Consider the following 19,224-nt stretch of genomic DNA (forward strand, 5'->3'; position numbering starts at 1 on the left):
ACCGAGAATCCAGAGACCGGTAATTTTGTGTTGTCGCTTTGCGAGCGTCCAGAATGACGCTCCCTCTAAATCCGCTGACGTGACCGCCTACACCCCCGCCTTCCCCGCGCAAGCCAGCGCGAAGGCCCATTCCAGCGCCACTTCCTCGAGCCGCTCGAACCGTCCCGAGGCGCCGGCGTGGCCGGCCTCCATATTGGTGCGCAACAGAACGGGGCCGCCGCCGGTCATGCGTTCGCGCAGGCGCGCGACCCATTTCAGCGGCTCCCAATAGGTCACGCGCGGATCGGTGAGGCCGGCGAGCGCCAATATCGCCGGATAGCTCTGCGCCGTCACATTGTCATAGGGCGAATAGGAGGCGAGCCGGTCATAGGCGGCGACATCGGCGATCGGATTGCCCCATTCCTCCCATTCGGGCGGCGTCAATGGCAGATCGTCGCGCAGCATCGTGTTCAGCACATCGACAAAGGGCACGCCGGCGATGATTCCGGAAAAAAGCTCCGGCGCCAGATTGGCCACCGCGCCCATCAACATGCCGCCGGCGCTGGCGCCTTGCGCGATGATCTCGCCTTCCTTCGCATAGCCCGTCGCGACGAGATGGCGCGCGGCGGTGATGAAGTCGGCGAATGTATTGGGCTTATGCTCGAGCTTGCCCTTCTCGTACCAGCTCCAGCCCTTGTCGGTTCCGCCGCGCGTATGGGCGAGCGCATAGACGAAGCCGCGATCGACCAATGACAGCGCATGAGGATCGAAGCTCGCCGACAGCGGATGCCCATAGGCGCCATAGCCATAGAGCAGAGTCGGCGCGCCGACGCCGGGCGTGAAATCGGCGCGATGCAGCAGAGTGACGGGAACCTCCGCGCCATCCGCCGCTTTGGCGAAGAAGCGGCGCGTCACATAGTTCTTCGGATCATGGCCCGAGGGGATTTCCTCGCGCTTCAGCAGAGTGCGCGTGCGCGCGCCCATGTCGTAATCATAGGTCTCCTCCGGAGTCGTCATGGAGGAATAGGTGAAGCGCAAAGTGTCGGTGTCGAATTCGAGGCCGGGCAGAAGATAGAGCGCGTAAGCTTCTTCGTCGAAGGCGATTGCGTGCTCCTCGCCGCTCGCCAGCGCGCGAATGAGAATGCGCGGCAGGCCGTTGGCGCGCTCCACCCAGACGAGATGGCGCGCATAGACCGTGCCGATGACGATGAGCCGTCCCGCGACATGCGGAACCACAGGGCGCCAATCGGCGCGCGAGGCGGTGGTCAGAGGCGCGCGAAAAATCGCGAAATCCTCGGCGCCGTCTGCGTTGGAGCGAATGTAGAGATCGTCGCCATGCGGCTCGACGTCATAGCGCAATTTCGGCTCGCGCTTCGCGACGAGGCGCGGCTTTACGTCTTTGTCGTGAAGGTCGACGAGATGGCATTCGCTGGCGTCATGGCCGCGAATGGAGACGATGGCGAAGCGTCCGCAGCGGCTGCGATCGAGCGAGACGAACCAGGCGGGATCGAGCTCCTCGACGATGAGCGCGTCGGTCGCGGGATCGGCGCCGATGTCGTGGCGGAAGACTTGCGCCGTGCGGTGATTGTCGTCGACGCGGACGTAATAATAGCTCTGCGAATCCGCGCTCCAGACCAGCGAGCCGTCCGTATGCGGGACGATGTCCGCGCGGTCCTCGCCGTCGGCGAGGGCGCGCGTGCGGATCGAATAATATTCCGAGCCCTTGTCGTCGACGCTCCAGGCGAGCTGGAGATGATCGGGCGAATGGTCGATCTCGCCAATGTCGAAGAAATGCGCCTCGCCGGCTTCCTCGTCGCCGTCGAACAGGATTTTCTCGTCGCCGCCGGCGCGTTTCGTGCGGCAATAGAGCGCATGCTCGCCGCCCTCGCGATAGCGCTCGAAATAGGCGAAGGCGCCGTCCGGCCACGGGGGCTCGCTGTCGTCCTCCTTCATGCGGGCGCGCAGCTCCGCCTGGAGCGATTTGCGGAGCGTCGAAAGCGGGGCGAGGAGCTTTTCGCAATAGGCGTTCTCGGCCTTCACCAGAGCGGTTATGTCGGCCGGCAGCGTCGCCGGATCGCTCAGCACATCGCGCCAATTCTCCGCCGCGACCCAGCCATAGGGATCGTCGAGGACGCGGCCGTGGATCACGCGCCGGGTCGGCCGCTGCTCGGCGACGGGCGGCGTCGCGCCCTCGAGGGCGAAGGCGGTTTTGCGGTCGGCGGATTCCGCCATTGGGTGACTCCTCGCTTTGGGCCGTCATCGCGAGCGGTGCGAAGCAACGACGCCCGCCGGTTTCTCGGGTCTCGACCCGGTGCAGAAAATCGAGGCGCTTCGATGTCTCGACTTCCTGCGCCGTGGCTGATAGGCATAGCGCGCGACGCAGGCCCCGGCGAGGGGCCGCGTCGCTCTTGCCTTCGCTTTCGGCCGTCGCGCCGGGAGCGGACAAAAAATGCGCGGGCGCAAACCCGGGCGTGGTGGAAACATCGGTTGGGGCAATGAGCAACGCGACGCTCGACGGCAAATCCATTTCTTCTGACGACGCCTACGCACAAGCGGCGAAAATCCTTCAAGCCGCGAATTTCCCCCTCGTGGCCGGGCTCGGCGCCGATGTGGCGGGAGCCCAGGCGGCGATCCTGCTGGCCGAGCGGCTGCGGGGCGCCTTCGATCATCTCGCCTCGCGCGATTCGCTGACCGACCTCGAGGTCGTCCGCTCGGCGGGGATTTTCGTGACGACGCCCAATGAGGCCCGCGTGCGCGCCGACCTCGTGCTGCTGGTCGGACCGGGACTGACGGGCTATTGGCCGGCGATCTTCGATCGCCTCGCGCTCGACAAGGACACCGTCCACGGCGGCAAGACCAAGCGCCGCGTGCTGTGGATCGGCCCCAAGCGGGGCGAGGCCAAGATAGAGGGCGTCGAGGTCGAGACCATTCCGGCGACCGAGGCGGAGCTTCCCGGCGTGCTGGCGGCGCTGCGGGCGCGCGTCGGCGGGCGGCCGGTGGCGCTTTCCGCCGCCGCGACCAAGAAGCTCGACGCTCATGCCGAGGCGCTGAAGGCGGCGCGATTCGGCGTCGCCGTCTGGGCGGCGGCCGGGCTCGATTCGCTCATCGTCGAAATGCTGCAGGGCATGATCACCGAGCTCAACGCCACGACGCGCTTCACCGGCGTGCCGATCGGCGGGCGCTCCGGCGCGACCGGCGTGCTGCAGGCTTCCGCCTGGATGACCGGCTTTCCGCCGCGCACCGGCTTCGGCCGCGGCTATCCCGAGCACGACACTTGGCGCTTCGAGGCGAGTCGCCTCGTCGACAGTGGCGAGGCCGACGCCGCTTTGTGGATTTCCGCCTATGACGGCGAGGCACCGCCCTGGGAGCGCGACGATATTCCGCTCGTCACTCTCGGCCCGGTCGGAGCCAAGGTGAAGCGCGGCCTGTTCATCGCCGTCGGCAAGCCGGGCGAGAATTACGACGCCGTGGAGTTCGCGCAGGAGACCAGCTCTTTGGTGCTGCGGCGGGCGAGCGCGCCGGCCGAGCTGCCGACCGTCGCAGAGGCGATCGCCGCCATCAGCGCCAGATTTTCGGAGGATTTGCCGTGCTGATCCGTCTGCGCGGCGGTCATGTCGTCGATCCCGCGACTGGCGTCGACGGCGTCGCCGACGTCTATTTCGAGGATGGGCGGATCGTCGCTCCGCCGCAGGGTCGCGAGCCGGACGAGGACTATGACGTCTCCGGCCATATCGTCATGGCCGGCGCGATCGACATCCATTCCCATATCGCCGGCGGCAATGTGAATTCGGCGCGGCTGCTGCTGCCCGAGATGCACCGCTCGATCCGCGCGCGCCTCGACGGAACGCCGCTCGCGACCGCCAAATGGTCGACCTTCGAGACCGGCCGCCTCTATGCGCAAATGGGCTTCACCACTGTGGTCGAGCCCGCCGTCGCGCCGCACCACGCGCTGCAGTCGCATTTGGAGCTCGGCGACGTTCCGATCATCGACAAGGGCGCGCTGACGGTGCTCGGCAATGACGACTTCCTGCTCGCCGCGCTGCGCGAGCGGGAGAGCGAGACCGCCATCGCCGATTATGTCGCGCAGACCGTCGAGGCGACGGGCACGCTCGGCCTCAAATGCATCAATCCCGGCGGAGCGGACGCCTTCAAGCAGAATATGCGCGCCTTCGGCCTCGACGAGATCGTGCCCTTCTATGGCGTGACCTCGCGGCAGATCTTCAAATCGCTGCAAAAGGCGACGCAGGCTGTCGGCATTCCGCATCCGCTGCATCTGCACATGAACAATCTCGGCATCGCCGGCAATATCGACACGGCGCTCGCGACGATCGACGCCGCCGAGGGCCTGCCGATGCATCTCGCCCATGTGCAATTCTACGCCTATGGCCTCGAGGGCAAGAACGCCTTCTCCTCCGCGGCCCCCGCGCTCGCGGCCAAGATCAACGCCAATAAGAATATCACCGTCGATGTCGGCGCCGTGATGTTCGGCGACACGGTGACCATTTCGTCCGACGTGCTGCGCCAGTTCAACAGCCTGTCGGGCGCGATCCCGAAGAAGGGCGTGATCTTCGACGGCGACGCCAATGGCGGCGGCGTCGTGCCCTACGCCTATCGTATCTCCAATTACTACAACGCCATACAATGGGCGGCGGGCCTCGAGCTGTTCCTGCTGATCGAGGATCCGCTGCAGGTCTTCTTCACCACCGACCATCCCAATGGCGGGCCCTTCACCACCTATCCGGAGCTGTTCGCGCTGCTGATGAGCGCTGAGCTGCGTGCGCAATGGATGGAGCGCCTGCCGGCCGAGGTGCTGGAGATGACGTCTCTCCCGTCGATCAAGCGCGAATATACGCTCCATGAGATCGCGCTCATGAGCCGGGCCGGGCCGGCGCGGCTCTATGGCTTTACCGATCGCGGCCGTCTCGGCGAAGGCGCCGTCGCCGATATCGCCGTCTATAAGCCGCAGAAAGACAAGGCCGGCATGTTCCGCAACGCCGCCTATGTGTTCAAGGACGGTGAAAACGTCGTGCGCGACGGCGTCGTGACGCGCTACACCAAGGGCAAGACGCTGCGCGTGCGCCCCGGCTACGACCGCGCGATCGAGAAGCGTCTCGACGCCTATTACGACGAGCTCTATGGCCTCTCGCGCTCGATCTTCGACGTGCCCGAGGCGGCGCTCGCCGGCCGAAGCGTCTATGCGGAGGTCGCATGCCGCAATTGATTCGCCATTGGCAATTGATTCGCCCTCGGGAGGACGCGTCATGCTGACCCGTCTCTACGGCGGCCATGTCGTCGACCCGGTCAATGGCGTCGACGGCGTCGGCGACCTCTATTTCGAGGATGGCCGCATCGTCGCGCCGCCCGAGGGACGGTCGCCGGACGTCGAGCATGACGTCTCCGGCCATATCGTCATGGCCGGCGCCATAGACATCCATTCCCATATCGCCGGCGGCGGCGTGAACACCGCGCGGCTGCTGCTGCCGGAGGCGCATCGCGCGCATCGGCCGCGGCCCGCCAACACGCCGCTCTCGACGGCCGGCTGGTCCACTTTCGAGACCGGCCGCCTCTATGCGCAAATGGGCTACACCACGGTCATAGAGCCGGCGGTGTCGCCCCATCATGCGCTGCACGCACATCTCGAGCTCGCCGATATTCCGATCATCGACAAGGGTTTCTTGACGGTGCTCGGCAATGAGGACTTCCTGCTCTCGGCCTTGCGCGACGGCGAGGGCCAGAACGCCGTCGTCGATTATATCGGCGCGACGCTGGAGGCGACGCGGGCGATCGGCGTGAAATGCGTGAACGCCGGCGGCGTCGACGCCTTCAAGCAGAATATCCGCCATTTCTCGCTCGAGGATGTGGTGCCGGAATACGGCCTCTCCTCGCGGGAGATTTTCCAAAAGCTGCAGCAGGCGGTGAACGCGACAAAAATCCGCCATCCGCTGCATCTGCATATGAACAATCTCGGCCTTCCGGGGAATGTCGAGACCGCGCTGGCGACGATCGACGCTTCGCAGGGCCTGCCGCTACATCTCGCGCATGTGCAGTTCTACGCCTATGGAACCGAGGGCAAGAACGGCTTCTCCTCCGCGGCGTCGAAATTCGCCGAGAAGATCAACGCCAATAAGAATGTCACCGTCGACGTCGGCCAGGTGATGTTCGCCGATATCGTGACGATCTCCTCCGATGTGATGAAGCAGTTCAACAGCCTGCCCGGCGGGCGGCCGAAGAAGGGCGTCATCTTCGACGGCGACTCCAACGGCCTCGGCGTCGTGCCCTATTCCTACCGCGTCTCGGACTTCTTCAATGCGGTGCAATGGGCGGCGGGCCTGGAACTGTTCCTGCTCTGCAATGATCCGATGCAGGTGTTCTTCACCACCGACCATCCCAATGGCGCGCCCTTCACCACCTATCCGGAAGTGTTCGCGCTGCTGATGAGCGCCGACAAGCGCGCGCAATATTGCTCGCGCCTGCCGGCCGATGTGCTGGAGCTGACCAATCTGCCGGCGCTGACGCGCGAATATACTTTCTATGAGATCGCGACCATGACTCGCGCCGCGCCGCGCAAGCTCTATGGCTTCGAGGATCGCGGCCAATTGGGCGCGGGCTCGGTCGCCGATATTGCGGTCTATAAGCCGCAGCCCGACAAAGCGGCGATGTTTCGTAGCGCCGCCTATGTCTTCAAGGATGGCAATCTCGTCGTGCGCGACGGCAAAGTCTCGCATTACACCAAGGGAAGGACGCTGCGCGTGCGGCCCGAATACGATCGCAAGATCAACAGTCGCCTCGAGAAATATTACGACGGCCTCTATGGCCTGCCGCGCTCCATGTTCGAGGTGCAGGATGCGGCGCTCCCCGCGACGGCGGGCTTCGCGGAGGTTCCATGCCGCAATTGATCCGCAAGGGAATCCGCATCGACGAGAGTTTCGCCGAGGCTTTTCCGATGACCGGCTCCGGCGTCGTCGTCACGGCGCCGACCCGCAAATGGGCCCTGCAGGCCGCCACCACCATGACCGGCTACGCCACTTCGGTCATCGGCTGCGACTGCGAGGCCGGCATAGACCGCGAATTGTCGCCGCGCGAGACGCCGGACGGGCGTCCGGGCGTGCGCGTTCTGCTCTTCGGCTTTTCGCCCAAGAGCGTCGAGAAGGCGCTGGTCAATCGCATCGGCCAATGCGTGCTGACCTGTCCCGGCAGCGCGCTCTTCTCCGCCTTCGATGGCGAGGCGAAGATCAAGGTCGGCGACTCCATGCGCCAGTTCGGCGACAAATGGCAGATCTCCAAGGCGATCGACGGCCGCCGCTATTGGCGCGTGCCGGTGATGGACGGCGAATTCCTGGTGGAATCGGCGGTCGGCCTCACCAAGAAATCGGTCGGCGGCGGCAATCTGCTGATCATGGGCGAGGATTGGGCGAGCACGATGCGCGCGACCGAGGCCGCCGTGGAGGCCGTCCATGAGACGCCCGACGCCATAGCGCCCTTTCCGGGCGGCGTGGTGCGCTCCGGCTCCAAGGTCGGCTCGAAATATAAGGGCATGGGCGCCTCGACCAACGACGCCTATTGCCCCACACTGCGCGGCGCGACCAATAGCGCGCTCGACGCCGACATCGGCTGCGTGCTGGAGATCGTCATCGACGGTCTGACCAGCGAGGCGGTCTCCGCGGCGATGCGCGCCGGCTTGAAGGCGATCATCGCGCTCGGCCCCAAACAGGGCGCCAAGCGCGTCGGCGCCGGCAATTACGGCGGGAAACTCGGCCCCTTCCACTATCATTTGAAGGATCTCGTGTAAGTGAAGCCGCTTCTCTTCACGCTGAAAGCCGAGCCCGACCAGCGGCTCGACCTCTCGCCCCTGACGCCGGACCGGCTCGTCGGCCGCTCGGCGAAGGAGATCGAGTCCCTCTCCATAGGCACGACGCGCGAGAGCGTGACGGTCGGCGACCTGTTCAAGGTCAAGCTCGGCGACGTCGCTTCTGTGCGCTTCGACGGCGGCTCCGACCGCTTCGATCTTCTCGGCGCAAAGCTCCTGCCGGGCTTTGCGATCCATGTCGAGGGCGATGTCGGCGCGCAACTGGGCCGCGCCGCCAAGGGCGGAACCATTACGGTCGCCGGCGACGCCGGCCCCTACGCCGCCTCGCAATCGGCGGGCGCGAATATCGATATTTATGGCGACGCCGGGGATTTCCTGGGCGCGCCGCTGGCGGGCGAGATTCCCGGAATGTCGGGCGGGCGCGTCATCGTGCGCGGCAGCGTCGGCGCGCGGTGCGGAGATCGGCTGCGCCGCGGCATCATCATCGTCGAGGGCGATGCGGGCGAGGATTTGGGCGCTAGAGCCATCGCCGGCACGATCATCGTGCTGGGTACGGCCGAAGGCGAGCGCATCGGCTATCTCAACAAGCGCGCATCCATCGTGCTCTCCGAGCAGCGCGAGCTCGGACCGACTTACGTGGATTGCGGCGCGCATAATCTCGGATTCGCCAAGCTCTTCGCCAAATCGCTGGCGGCAGAGAGCCGCGGCGCCTCGCGCCTGCTCTCCGGCCGGCTGCAGCGCTTCGCCGGCGACACGGCTGTGTTCGGCAAGGGCGAGGTGCTGCTGCCGGCGTGAGCCAAGCGCAGCGGCGTCCGAAGCGCCGACGTCGAACATCAGCCGCTCGACGAGCGCTCGGGCCGTTCTGCTGCGTTTTGCGTTCGGCCTTCTTCCAGCCCGGACGCGAGCGTCGCGAGCAGCGCCCGCGCCGCGGCGATGTTCTCGACCTGCATTTTCGCCGATAGAGCGTCCATCCACTCGGCTTGCAGCTTCATCACCTCTCGATACGCCGCTTCGCCCTGCGGCGTAGGGCCGAGCAGCTTGGCGCGCGCGTGCTTCGGATTGGGGCTGTAGAGCGCAAAACCCTCCCGCGCCAGCTCGTCGCCCAAGCGCTGGACGCCCTGCCGGCTCTGCGACAGGCGGCGGCCGATTTCCGCTATGGTCGCCGCTCGGTGGACGATAACGCCCATGACCTGCCAACGGGCGGCGGTCAAGCCAAAGGGCGCGGTGAGCCTATTGCCGAACTCCGTCAAGCGGCCCGCGGTCAGCAATATCTCCCATACGAGCCCGCTCAGGGCTTCGCCGCGCGGCGTAGGCATGATGGATCTCCCTGAACAGCCGAGATATTGACAATATATTGTCAATATGGCAAAAGACAACATATTGTCAATTGAGGGTGCGTCATGACTCCGGCGGAGCTCGTCGAGGGCCTCTATGAGGATTGTCTCAACAAACGTCAGCTGGACCGGCTGGACGATTATCTGGCGCCGGGATTCGTCGGCGCGAATGGCGAAAACGGCCCCGAAGGCTTCAGGCGGACGATCGAACGCATGGTCACTGCGTTTCCCGACCTCCAATTCGAGATCGAGGATTTGTTCGCGGCGGAAGACAAAGTGTGCCTGCGCTGGCGATTCCGGGCGGCGCAGCTCGGACCGTTGGCCAGCGTCGCTCCGACAGGCAAGATGGTCGTTCAAGAGGGGATCGCCATCTATCACGCCTCCGACGGCAAGCTCACCCGAGCATGGCTGCAAGTCGATCGATTGGGTGTCTTGCAGCAGATCGGAGCGGTGACGCTTTGACCGCGCCCGCGAGGCGGAACGCCTGATCCGAAATCTCATTCGTCAGCGAGCCGCCGGCCTCATATGGGAGGATTGCCCGATCACAGCCGCGCGGGGCCGCCGCGGCGAACGTCGTTCCTCTCGCAACTTCCATAGGTTGCGGCGACGTCGGGAAGATTTGACAACACGCCGTCTCAAATTGCCGAATTGCGTGGGGCAGAGCTTCATGCTAGTCAATCGCCTAGCTCAAACCTGCCGGCTCATGCGGCCAAGCGCAAAGCAGCGAGAAGCGGGATGAGACATTCGCCTCGAAAGGGCGATTTCTTCGAACGGAGGAGATGAACATGGCCTGGACCGCCCCGGTGATTGTCGAAGTCTGCGTCGGCATGGAAATCACCAGCTACGAATCCGCTGAAATCTGAACGGATTTCGTGCTCGCCGCTTCTCTCGTGAAGCGGCCGAATTCAGCGAGCCGGTAAGAAGACCGCTCTCCTCGCGGAGGCGACCTTCTTACCGGCTCGTAATTTTTTGGCGCGCCATCGCCTGAGGCGGTCGGGCGCTGCTCGTTCCCGCCCTGCGCCATAATGCGCGAACGCTCGCGTCGGCGCCTCTCGCGCGACGCATACGACGTCTTCTCACGCGACCTCTCCTCATGCGCGATCTCGACAATCGCACGCCGCCGGCGTTACGCTCGCAATGAGACGGCCGAGCTTTTCATCGCGCCATCGCATCGAAGTGAGAGAAGACACGACCGGCCCGCGGCGGGCGCCGGCGTCGTCGAGGAGGCCACATATGAATATGATCGTCCGCAATCTCGTCGGATCGCAGGATGCGTCCATCCGCTCCGCAGCCTATCGCACCATCTGGCGCTGGCATTTCTATGCGGGACTGTTCTGCCTGCCCTTCGTCGTCGTGCTCTCGCTCAGCGGCGCGGTCTATCTCTTCAAGCCGCAGATCGACGCCTGGCTCGACCGGCCCTACGACCATATGGCGCTGAATGGCGCACCGCAATCGCTCGACGCGCAAGTGGCGGCGGCGCAGGCGGCTCTGCCCGACGCGCGGCTGACCGCGCTCGAGCTGCGCGCCGATCCGGCCGACGCCGCCCGTGTGACCTTCATAACCGGGCGCCGCGGCTCCGAGGATTTCGCGATCCAGCGCGTGCTGGTGCGTCCCGACACGCTGGAAGTTCTCGCGGTTCAGGACGACAAATACCGCCCGTCGCAGCTCGCCTCCGCCATTCACGGAGATCTGCTGCTGGGGACGCCCGGCCATGTGCTGCTGGAGCTCGCCGGCGCCTGGGCCATCGTCATGATCGTCAGCGGCCTCTATCTCTGGTGGCCGCGCGACGCGAAAGGCTTGGCCGGCGTCGCCTATCCGCGCCTCGCCGAAGGCGGCCGCATTTTCTGGCGCGACCTCCACGCCGTCACCGGTCTGTGGGTGTCGTTTTTCGCTCTCTTCCTGCTCGTCACGGCGCTGCCCTGGACATTGGTCTGGGGCGAGAGCTTCCGCTATGTGCGCAATATCGGCGAGACGATGCTCGTCCATCCCGATTGGACGACGGGGCCAGCTGACGCGCGGGAGCAGCGCAAGGAGCAGTTCCAGCAAGCCGCGCCCGCGCCGAGCGAACATGCGGAGCACCATGCGCATCACGCCGGCGCCATGACGGCGACGCGCGTCGGTTTCGATCGAATCGCGCCGATCGCGGCCGGGCTCGGCCTCGCCGAGCCGGTGATGATCTCGCCGCCCGGACCGGAGGGCGCCGCTTGGAAGGTCCAATCGCGAACGCAGAACCGCCCGCTGCGCAGGACGATCGAATTCGACCCGGCGAGCTTCGAGCAATTGCGCGAGACGGGCTTCGCCACGTCTCCGCTCATCGACCGCATCTTCGGAATCGGCGTCGCCGCGCATGAGGGGCAGCTGTTCGGCTGGCTCAATCAGCTGCTCGGCCTGCTGACCGTCATCGCCTATCTGCTGCTCGTGGTCTCTTCCGTCGTTTTGTGGTGGCGGCGGCGCCCGCGCGGCGCTCTGGGCGCGCCGCCGGCCTTCTCGCCCGAGCCGCGCCTCGCGCCTTTCATGCTGAGCCTCATCCTCGCCCTCGGCCTCTTCCTGCCGACGCTCGGCCTGTCTCTCCTCGCCGTGCTCGCGGCGGAAACGGTCATCCGCCGCGCTTTTCCGAGCGCGAGCCGCTGGCTCGGATTGCGCCCGATCGGCGCCGCGCGCCAACCCTAGCTGCGAGGTATGATTTCATGAGAGCCGGCCTTGCCGGCTCTCATAAATCGATACAGGATGCGCCCGCCGGAGCCCGAGCTCCCACTACGAGAAACGGCGGACCATCATGACTTCCACCATAAAAATTTCCGCGCTGGTCGGATTTGCGGCCGCGGGATTGTGCCTCGCCGCGACCGCTGTCGCGGCCAGCGCCGACGCTGCGCTCCTTTCCGACGCCAAGCGCATTTTCGCGCCTCTGCCGGCCGCGCCGAGCGCCAAAACGGATCAGGCCGAGCTCGGCCGGCGGCTGTTCTTCGAAAATCGCGTTTCCGCAGACGGCAATGTGAGCTGCTCGCATTGCCATCTGCCCGAGAAGCAGGGCGCCGACGGGCTGCCGAAATCCTTCGGCGTGCTCGGCAAGATCAATCCGCGCAATGCGCCGACGATCTTCAACGCCGCGCTGCAATTCAAGGCGCATTGGCGCGGCGATCGCGAGACCATCGAGGAGCAGGCCGAGAAATCGCCGACCGGCGCTGTGAGCTTCGGCAATCCGGATTTCGCGACGGTGATCGCCAAGCTGAAATCCATCCCCGGCTATACGGAAGCCTTCGCCAAGGCCTTCCCCGGCGAGGCCGATCCGGTGACGCAGAAGAACTGGGGCAAGGCGCTCGGCGTCTTCGAGCGCACGCTGCCGCAGCCGACGCGCTTCGACGCCTTTCTGAAGGGCGACGCCAAGGCGCTGACGCTGGCCGAGCAGGCGGGCCTGCGCAAATTCATCGATGTCGGCTGCGCCGGCTGTCACGACGGCGTCGGCCTGGGCGGAACGTCATTCGCCAAATTCGGCGTCGTCACCGATTATTGGAAGGAGACCGGCGTCGCCGAGCCCGACAAGGGCCGCGCCGATGTGACGAAGAACGACGCGGACCTCTATGTGTTCAAGGTTCCGAGCCTGCGCAATGTCGCCAAGAGCGGACCCTATTTCCACGACGGCTCGGTCGCCGATCTGCCGCAGGCCGTGCGCGTGATGGGCAAGACGCAATTGGGCGTCGATCTCGCCGACAAGGATGTGGAGGCGATCACGGCCTTCCTGGGCGCGCTGACGCAGCCCGTGCCGGCCAATTATTCCGCGCCGACGCCTTTCCCCGACGCAGCGGCGAAAAAATAAATCACGGGGCCTCGACCCCTTAAAAAAATGGCGGCCCCGAGATTCGGGGCCGCCGTTTTCGTTTCAGCCTTCTTCGTCGGTGTCGATGTCGCCGTCGATGAGGCCGGCGACGTCGTCGTCTTCCTCCTCCTCATTCTCGAGGAAGGTGTCGTCCTCCTCGGCCGCGTCTTCGATTTCGACATCCTCGTCCACATCGATCGCTTCGGCCTTGGACTCGCTGGCTTCGACCTCGTCCAGGGAGACGATTTCGGCGTCCTTCTCGCCTTCGGCCGGCTCGTCCGGATCGGCGTGGCGCGCGGCGATTCGCGTCGTCACGACATGGAAAATCGCTCCGCACTTCGGGCAGACGACCGGATCCTTGTTCAGATCGAAGAATTTGACGCCACAAGACTGACATTGGCGCTTGGCGCCGAGTTCGGGTTTGGCCACGGTCCTTGCATCCTCGAGATAGAGCGGCGTGGGACCGCCCGTGGGAGACTTTGGTCGGGCGCTCGGTAGTTTGCCCTTGCCCGGCTGTCAAATGAGAAATGGAAAGCGAGGCTGTCAAGCCGATCCCGCAGAAAAGCCCTGGTTTGCACGACGAATCACCGAAAACCCCGTGTCTGGGCCCGCGCAGCGGTCGGATGGGCCATTGCCAAGCGCGGCGCGACTTGGCATATCTCTCTTCATCGCGGGTGTAGCTCAATGGTAGAGCAGCAGCCTTCCAAGCTGAATACGAGGGTTCGATTCCCTTCACCCGCTCCAGCTTCCGCCTTCCTCGATTCTCTCAACGCGGCCCATTCTTCTGCGGCGTGCGCATCGCCGCCAGCAGCGCGTCGCCCAGCGCGCCTGCGCCCTTTTGCGGCTCGGGCTGGCGCATCTGACGCGGGCTCGCGCCGCCCTCGCGGCGCTGGCCTCCGGCGGGCGCCTGGCGCTGATCGGGCGTGTCGTCGAGCCGCATGGAGAGCGCGATGCGCTTTCGCGGCGCGTCGATCTCCAGCACCTTCACCTTGACGATATCGCCGGGCTTGGCCACCTGCCGCGGATCCTTCACGAAAGTCTTGGACATGGCCGAGATATGGACGAGTCCGTCCTGATGCACGCCCACATCCACAAAGGCGCCGAAGGCCGCCACATTGGTGACGACGCCCTCGAGAATCATGCCGGGCGTGAGATCGGAAATCTTCTCCACGCCCTCCTGGAAGGTCGCGGTCTTGAAGGCGGGACGCGGATCGCGGCCGGGCTTCTCCAGCTCGGCGAAAATATCGGTGACGGTCGGCAGGCCGAAAGTCTCGTCGACGAATTGCGCCGGCCGCAGCTTGCGCAACTCGGTCGCATTGCCGATGAGCTGCTTTATGTCGGTCTTGGCCGCCGCGAGAATGCGGCGCACGATCGGATAGGCCTCCGGATGCACGCCGGAGCGGTCGAGCGGATCGTCGCCGTCGACGATACGCAAAAAGCCCGCGCTCTGCTCGAAGGCCTTGGGGCCGAGACGCGGCACTTTCTTCAGCGAGTCGCGCGTGCGGAAGGGGCCATTCGCGTCGCGATGCGCGACGATGTTGGACGCGAGCAATTCGCCGACGCCCGACACGCGCGCCAGCAGCGGCGCGGAGGCGGTGTTGACGTCGACGCCGACGGCGTTGACGCAATCCTCGACGACGGCGTCGAGCGAATGGGAGAGCTTCACCTCCGAGACGTCGTGCTGATATTGGCCGACGCCGATCGCCTTGGGCTCGATCTTCACCAGCTCGGCGAGCGGGTCTTGCAGGCGGCGCGCGATGGAGGCGGCGCCGCGCAGCGTCACATCGAGATCGGGCAATTCGCGCGAGGCGTATTCGGACGCCGAATAAACCGAAGCGCCCGCCTCGGAGACGACGATTTTGGTGAGCTTCAGCTCCGGGAATTTCGTCATCAATTCGCCGGCGAGCTTGTCGGTCTCGCGCGAGGCCGTGCCATTGCCGATGGCGATGAGCTCTATCGCGTGCTCGCGCGCGAGCTTGGCGAGAATGGAGAGCGATTCGTCCCAGCGGCGTTGTGGCTCATGCGGATAGATCGCCGTTGTCGCGACGATCTTGCCGGTCTTGTCGATGACCGCGACTTTGACGCCGGTGCGAAAGCCCGGATCGAGGCCGAGCGTCGCGCGCGCGCCGGCGGGCGCGGCGAGCAGAAGATCGCGCAAATTCGCCGCGAAGACGCGAATGGCTTCATCTTCCGCGAAGCGCCACAGACGCGTGCGCAGATCGACGGAAAGATGTAGCTCGATCTTGGTGCGCCAGGCCCAGCGCACAGTGTCGAGCAGCCAGCGGTCGCCCGGCCGGCCGCGATCGGCGATGGAAAAACGCTGCGCGATCTGACCCTCATAGCCGACGACGCCTTCGCTCGGCTCGGGGAGCATCTCGAGATCGAGCATCTCCTCCTTCTCGCCGCGGAACATCGCCAATATGCGATGCGAGGGAAGCTTCACCAGCGGCTCGGAGAAATCGAAATAATCGGAGAATTTCGCGCCCGCAGCCTCCTTGCCGGCGCGCACTTTCGATTTCATGAGACCCTGCGTCCAGAAGGTCTCGCGCAGGCGGCCGATGAGATCGGCGTTCTCGGCGAAACGCTCGACGAGAATGGCGCGCGCGCCCTCGAGCGCGGCGGTCGCATCGGCGACATTCTTCTCGGCGTTCACGAAAGGCTCGGCCTGCGCCTTCGGCTCGCGCTCGGGATGGCCGAGCAGAGCTTCGGCGAGCGGCGCCAGGCCGGCCTCGATCGCGATCTGCGCCTTGGTGCGGCGCTTGGGCTTGAAGGGGAGATAAATATCCTCGAGCCGCGCCTTATTATCGGCGTCCATGATCGTCGCGCGCAGCGCATCGTCGAGCTTGCCTTGCGTTTCGATCGATTCGAGAATCGCTTTGCGGCGCTCTTCGAGCTCGCGCAAATAGCGCAGACGCTCCTCAAGATGGCGCAGCTGCGTGTCGTCGAGCTGGCCCGTTGCCTCCTTGCGATAGCGGGCGATGAAGGGCACTGTCGAACCTTGATCGAGCAGAGCGACGGCGGCCTCCACTTGCCAGGGTTTCGCGGAGAGCTCCGTGCTGATTCGTTCGACGATCGACGCCATGCGCTATCCCTGTCGGCTGTTTCTGGGGAGCGCGTTTCTAGCGTTCGGCGTGGCGACAAGTCAAAAGCGAAATGTCGAAAGCGAAATTCTGTGGACATCCTCGGTTCGGCGTGGAGCCGCCGATTATTTGCGCGATTCGGGGAGATGCGGGTGATCCGGCCAGCAGCTTCGCTGCTCGATCTCGAGCCGCGCGTCGCTCGCCGCGCCGAGCCAGGACGGAGCCGTCTCCAGGCGCGCGAGATAATTGGTCGGGAAGTCATGAGGATCGGTCTTGCGCCAGCTCGTCAGCAAATCGCAATCGGCGATGGCGAAAGCCGGCACGACGAATGCGCGCTTGATCTCCATCGCCGGCGTCGCGGCGGAGACGATCACAATGGCCGATATCAGGGAGGCGAGCAGGCCGCCGTCGCGGGGCGTCGACACGGCGACTCGCGCGAAGGCGAAAGCGAGGACGAACAGCGCCGGAATGGAGGCGCGCATGGCGAGATCATTGTTCGGGCCGAAGGAATAGAAGGGAAGCGCCAGCAGCACGACAATGGCGGCGACGGTGAGCGCGCGGTCGCTTCTCGCGAGCGTCTCGCGCGCGGCGAAGAGGAAGGCCGCATGCGGAATCTCGACGAGAATGAAGGCGACATAGAGGATGACGAAACCTGGAATGGCGATCAGCCAGCCATGTTTGACGGATTCGGCGTCGATCGTCAGATAGAGCGCGATCGGCAGAAAGCAGAGACCCGCGGCGGCCGCGGCGATATTGCGCGGCGAAAAGAGGCCGCGGCCGAGCCGCAGCGCGCAAAAGCCGATGAGCGGCGCGGCGCCGACGGCGGCGAGCGGCGACCAGAGCAGAGTCGCCGCGAAGAGAATGGCGAGGATCGCGAGATCGATCTCCCCGCGCGCGAAGAGGAGAAGCAGCAGCGCCGCCCACCAGCCCGGCAGCGCATGATTCGGAACCCAGAATAATTGCGTGACATGCGAGGAATATTGGATCGCCGAGCTCCACCATTCGAGATGGTCCGGCAGCTCGAGCCCGTCGCGGAGCAGCTGCGGAAGAATATCGACGCCGCTGAACAGGACGAAGATCGCGAGAAAGGGCGCGACGCGCGCGCCGGCGAGACGCGCGACGAAATAGAGGCAAGAGCCGAGCAGCAGCGCATTTTGCGCGAGCATGGCGACATGCGCGCCGAAAAGCCCCGTGTAACGCCCGATCGCGGCGGGCAGGAGATACATGCCGAGCGGCGCGCGCAGCAGATAATCCTGATTCTCGTAGCGATAGAAGAGCGGGAAGCCCTGCCGCGTCAGATCGGAGAGCACGGCGTCGCGCATCAGCCAGTCAAGATTGGCGTAGAAGAGATGCGTCTCGCCGCCGAGCAGCAGCAGAACGACGGCGAGCGCGAGGCAGGCGACGAAAATTTTCGCGTCGATCGGCGCGGCGAGAATACTGTCGGGCTTTGGACGGAAGGAGAAGAGGAGGAAAGCGGCCAGCGCGCAGCCCGCGAGAACCGGCGCTGCGCCTATGACGCCAAATCCGAGAGCGAGCGCGGCGTTGGAGAGCAGGAAGGCGAGAATGCTCAGCCGCAGCAGCAGCAGATTGCGCAAGAGCGGCGCGCGCGCGTCTTTGCGCGCGGCGGCGGCTGCGTCTTTCTCAGGCGATGTCGTGGTGGTCATGTCGGCGCCGGTTGTCGCTTGTCTCAGAAGTTGATGCGCTCGCGCTCGAACACCACGGGCTTGCGGCGCACTTGCGCATGGATGGCGAGAATATATTCGGCGAGCACGCCGATCGAAAATAATTGCACGCCGCCGAAGAAGAACACCGCGACGATGATCGTCATCACGCCGGGCGGCGCCATTTGGCGGAAGAAGACGAGCCCGAGCGCGAGGCTGAGGAAGGCGTAGGCGAGCGCCAGAGCCGCTATGCCGAAGCCGAGGAACAGCAGCAGACGCAGCGGCGCCGGGGTGAAGGTGACGAGGCCGTTCATGCCCTGATCGACGAGCCGCAGCAGCGTGTTCTTGGTGACGCCGCGCCGCCGCTCGACCCATTTGTAGGGGACGCCGACGGCGGTGAAGCCGCATTCGAAGGTCATCATACGCATGAAGGGATAGGAATCGTCGATCGCGCGCATCGCCTCGACGACCTTGCGATCGACGAGCTGGTAATCGCCGACGCCGGGCGGCAAGGTGAATTCCGAGAGGCCGGTCAGCACGCGATAATAGAGCCCGCGCGCCACGCGCATGATCGCATTCTCTTCGCGAATCTTGCGAATGCCATAGACGATCTCGTTTCCGGCCTCCCAGAGCTTCACGAATTGCGGCAGCAGCTCCGGCGGATCCTGGAGATCGGCCGGTAGGAAGAGGAGGATCGCGTCGCCGCCGGCCGCCATCACGCCATTGAAGTTGGAGCGCATCGGCCCGAAATTGCGGGCGTTGAGAATGACCTTCACACAAGGATCGGCGGCGGCGATCTCGCGCAAAATTTCGACGCTGCGGTCGCTGGAGGCGTTGTCGCAGAACACATGCTCGCGGCGATAGTCTCTCAGCTCGCCGTCGAAGAGCGCCGCGACGCGCGCATGGCATTCGCGAATGTTGAGCTCTTCATTGTAGCAGGGCGTGACGATGGAAATGGTCTTCATGCGCCGCCGCCTCCCGCGCGGAAAACGAAGTCGCGATTGAGGAGATAGGAGAGCGTCGCGAGCACCGGCGTCAACGCCGCCTGAGCGAGCGCCGCCTCCGCGCCATAATGCTCGAGCGCGCGCAGCGCGAGCGCGTCGACGAGGAAGAGGGCCGCATAGACGGCGATGAAGCGGCCGAGAAAGCGCGAATCGCTGGAGCCGAAGACGAGGCGTCCGATCGACAAGAAATTGAATAGCGCGCCGAGCGCGGTGGAGACGCCGGCCGCGACGACCGAATCGAGCGTCGCGCGCCAGACGAAATAGAAGATCGCATAGCCGAAGGCGGTGTTCACCAGGCCCACCGCGAAGAATCGCAGCGCCCGCGCGCTCGGCGCGAGAGCGGCCGCGTCGAATCGGAAATCACGCTTGTCGTCGGCCAATTCGTCCGTCCATGCGCTCGGCGTCGCTGTCGCGGCGGATCATGGCTTACGAAAGGTTAACGCTCGGCTTACGCCGGCCGGTTCCGCAGCGGCGCGACGCGCGGCGCGGCGGATGCGCGTCAACCCTTTCCGCGCTCGCGAATCGCCGCGCCGGGCCTGCGAGCG

16 protein-coding genes and 1 tRNA gene are annotated in these 19,224 nt (G+C 65.3%); 10 read left to right on the plus strand and 7 right to left on the minus strand.

Translation table 11 applies throughout. The features are described from left to right. Positions 1-87: 87 nt before the first annotated feature. Positions 88-2,211, minus strand: coding sequence for a S9 family peptidase (locus tag IY145_RS11900; RefSeq protein WP_196408408.1), 2,124 nt, complete (start codon positions 2,209-2,211; stop codon positions 88-90). 263 nt (positions 2,212-2,474) lie between these two features. On the opposite strand from IY145_RS11900, the gene IY145_RS11905 reads away from it, so the two are divergent. The 5 genes from IY145_RS11905 to IY145_RS11925 are packed head-to-tail and all read left to right on the plus strand — an operon-like array spanning position 2,475 to position 8,581. Then, positions 2,475-3,572, plus strand: a complete 1,098-nt coding sequence (locus IY145_RS11905) for a formylmethanofuran dehydrogenase (RefSeq protein WP_196408409.1) — start codon at positions 2,475-2,477, stop codon at positions 3,570-3,572. Then, complete coding sequence (locus IY145_RS11910) at positions 3,566-5,200, plus strand: formylmethanofuran dehydrogenase subunit A (protein WP_196408410.1); 1,635 nt, start codon at positions 3,566-3,568, stop codon at positions 5,198-5,200. The genes IY145_RS11905 and IY145_RS11910 overlap by 7 nt, the downstream gene beginning before the upstream one ends. A gap of 40 nt (positions 5,201-5,240) precedes the next feature. Continuing rightward, on the plus strand, positions 5,241-6,875 hold the full coding sequence (locus tag IY145_RS11915) for a formylmethanofuran dehydrogenase subunit A (RefSeq protein ID WP_196408411.1): 1,635 nt from the start codon (positions 5,241-5,243) through the stop codon (positions 6,873-6,875). Further along, entirely contained in the window at positions 6,863-7,768 is a 906-nt protein-coding gene (gene fhcD, locus IY145_RS11920) for a formylmethanofuran--tetrahydromethanopterin N-formyltransferase (protein WP_196408412.1), read from the plus strand. The genes IY145_RS11915 and fhcD overlap by 13 nt, the downstream gene beginning before the upstream one ends. Then, entirely contained in the window at positions 7,769-8,581 is an 813-nt protein-coding gene (locus IY145_RS11925; RefSeq protein ID WP_196408413.1) for a formylmethanofuran dehydrogenase subunit C, read from the plus strand. Between the two features lie 38 nt (positions 8,582-8,619). Here the strand turns inward: IY145_RS11925 and IY145_RS11930 are convergent, their stop codons facing one another. After that, entirely contained in the window at positions 8,620-9,102 is a 483-nt protein-coding gene (locus IY145_RS11930) for a MarR family winged helix-turn-helix transcriptional regulator (RefSeq protein WP_196408414.1), read from the minus strand. A gap of 84 nt (positions 9,103-9,186) precedes the next feature. Here IY145_RS11930 and IY145_RS11935 point away from each other — a divergent pair, with 84 nt between their 5' ends. The 4 genes from IY145_RS11935 to IY145_RS11950 all read left to right on the plus strand — a co-directional run bounded on the left by IY145_RS11935 (position 9,187) and on the right by IY145_RS11950 (position 12,934). Further along, positions 9,187-9,582 carry an ester cyclase gene (locus IY145_RS11935; RefSeq protein WP_196408415.1) on the plus strand — a complete coding sequence of 132 codons (396 nt, stop codon included), beginning with the start codon at positions 9,187-9,189 and terminating at the stop codon, positions 9,580-9,582. Between the two features lie 323 nt (positions 9,583-9,905). Next, positions 9,906-9,983 (plus strand): pyrroloquinoline quinone precursor peptide PqqA, encoded by a 78-nt coding sequence (gene pqqA / locus IY145_RS26575; protein WP_099831855.1) that lies wholly within the window; start codon positions 9,906-9,908, stop codon positions 9,981-9,983. 370 nt (positions 9,984-10,353) lie between these two features. Further along, positions 10,354-11,790 (plus strand): PepSY domain-containing protein, encoded by a 1,437-nt coding sequence (locus IY145_RS11945; protein WP_196408416.1) that lies wholly within the window; start codon positions 10,354-10,356, stop codon positions 11,788-11,790. Positions 11,791-11,896: 106 nt separating this feature from the next. Next, positions 11,897-12,934, plus strand: a complete 1,038-nt coding sequence (locus IY145_RS11950; RefSeq protein ID WP_196408417.1) for a cytochrome-c peroxidase — start codon at positions 11,897-11,899, stop codon at positions 12,932-12,934. 63 nt (positions 12,935-12,997) lie between these two features. On the opposite strand, the gene IY145_RS11955 is transcribed toward IY145_RS11950, so the two are convergent. Next, complete coding sequence (locus tag IY145_RS11955; protein ID WP_196408418.1) at positions 12,998-13,363, minus strand: TIGR02300 family protein; 366 nt, start codon at positions 13,361-13,363, stop codon at positions 12,998-13,000. A gap of 241 nt (positions 13,364-13,604) precedes the next feature. Here IY145_RS11955 and IY145_RS11960 point away from each other — a divergent pair. Next, positions 13,605-13,678 (plus strand) — tRNA-Gly (locus IY145_RS11960). A gap of 22 nt (positions 13,679-13,700) precedes the next feature. On the opposite strand, the gene IY145_RS11965 is transcribed toward IY145_RS11960, so the two are convergent. The 4 genes from IY145_RS11965 to IY145_RS11980 form a co-directional block, all read right to left on the minus strand. Then, the gene (locus IY145_RS11965) at positions 13,701-16,016 is read right to left on the minus strand and encodes a Tex family protein (protein WP_196408419.1); all 2,316 of its coding nucleotides are present in this window, start codon (positions 16,014-16,016) and stop codon (positions 13,701-13,703) included. Between the two features lie 123 nt (positions 16,017-16,139). After that, the gene (locus tag IY145_RS11970) at positions 16,140-17,678 is read right to left on the minus strand and encodes a hypothetical protein (protein WP_196408420.1); all 1,539 of its coding nucleotides are present in this window, start codon (positions 17,676-17,678) and stop codon (positions 16,140-16,142) included. A 23-nt stretch (positions 17,679-17,701) separates the two neighbouring features. After that, complete coding sequence (locus tag IY145_RS11975) at positions 17,702-18,640, minus strand: glycosyltransferase family 2 protein (protein WP_196408421.1); 939 nt, start codon at positions 18,638-18,640, stop codon at positions 17,702-17,704. After that, entirely contained in the window at positions 18,637-19,059 is a 423-nt protein-coding gene (locus IY145_RS11980) for a GtrA family protein (protein ID WP_196408422.1), read from the minus strand. Before IY145_RS11980 ends, IY145_RS11975 begins: the two co-directional genes overlap by 4 nt. Positions 19,060-19,224 lie beyond the last annotated feature (165 nt).

Origin of the sequence: Methylosinus sp. H3A (genome assembly GCF_015709455.1) — a bacterium.
Lineage (GTDB): Bacteria > Pseudomonadota > Alphaproteobacteria > Rhizobiales > Beijerinckiaceae > Methylosinus.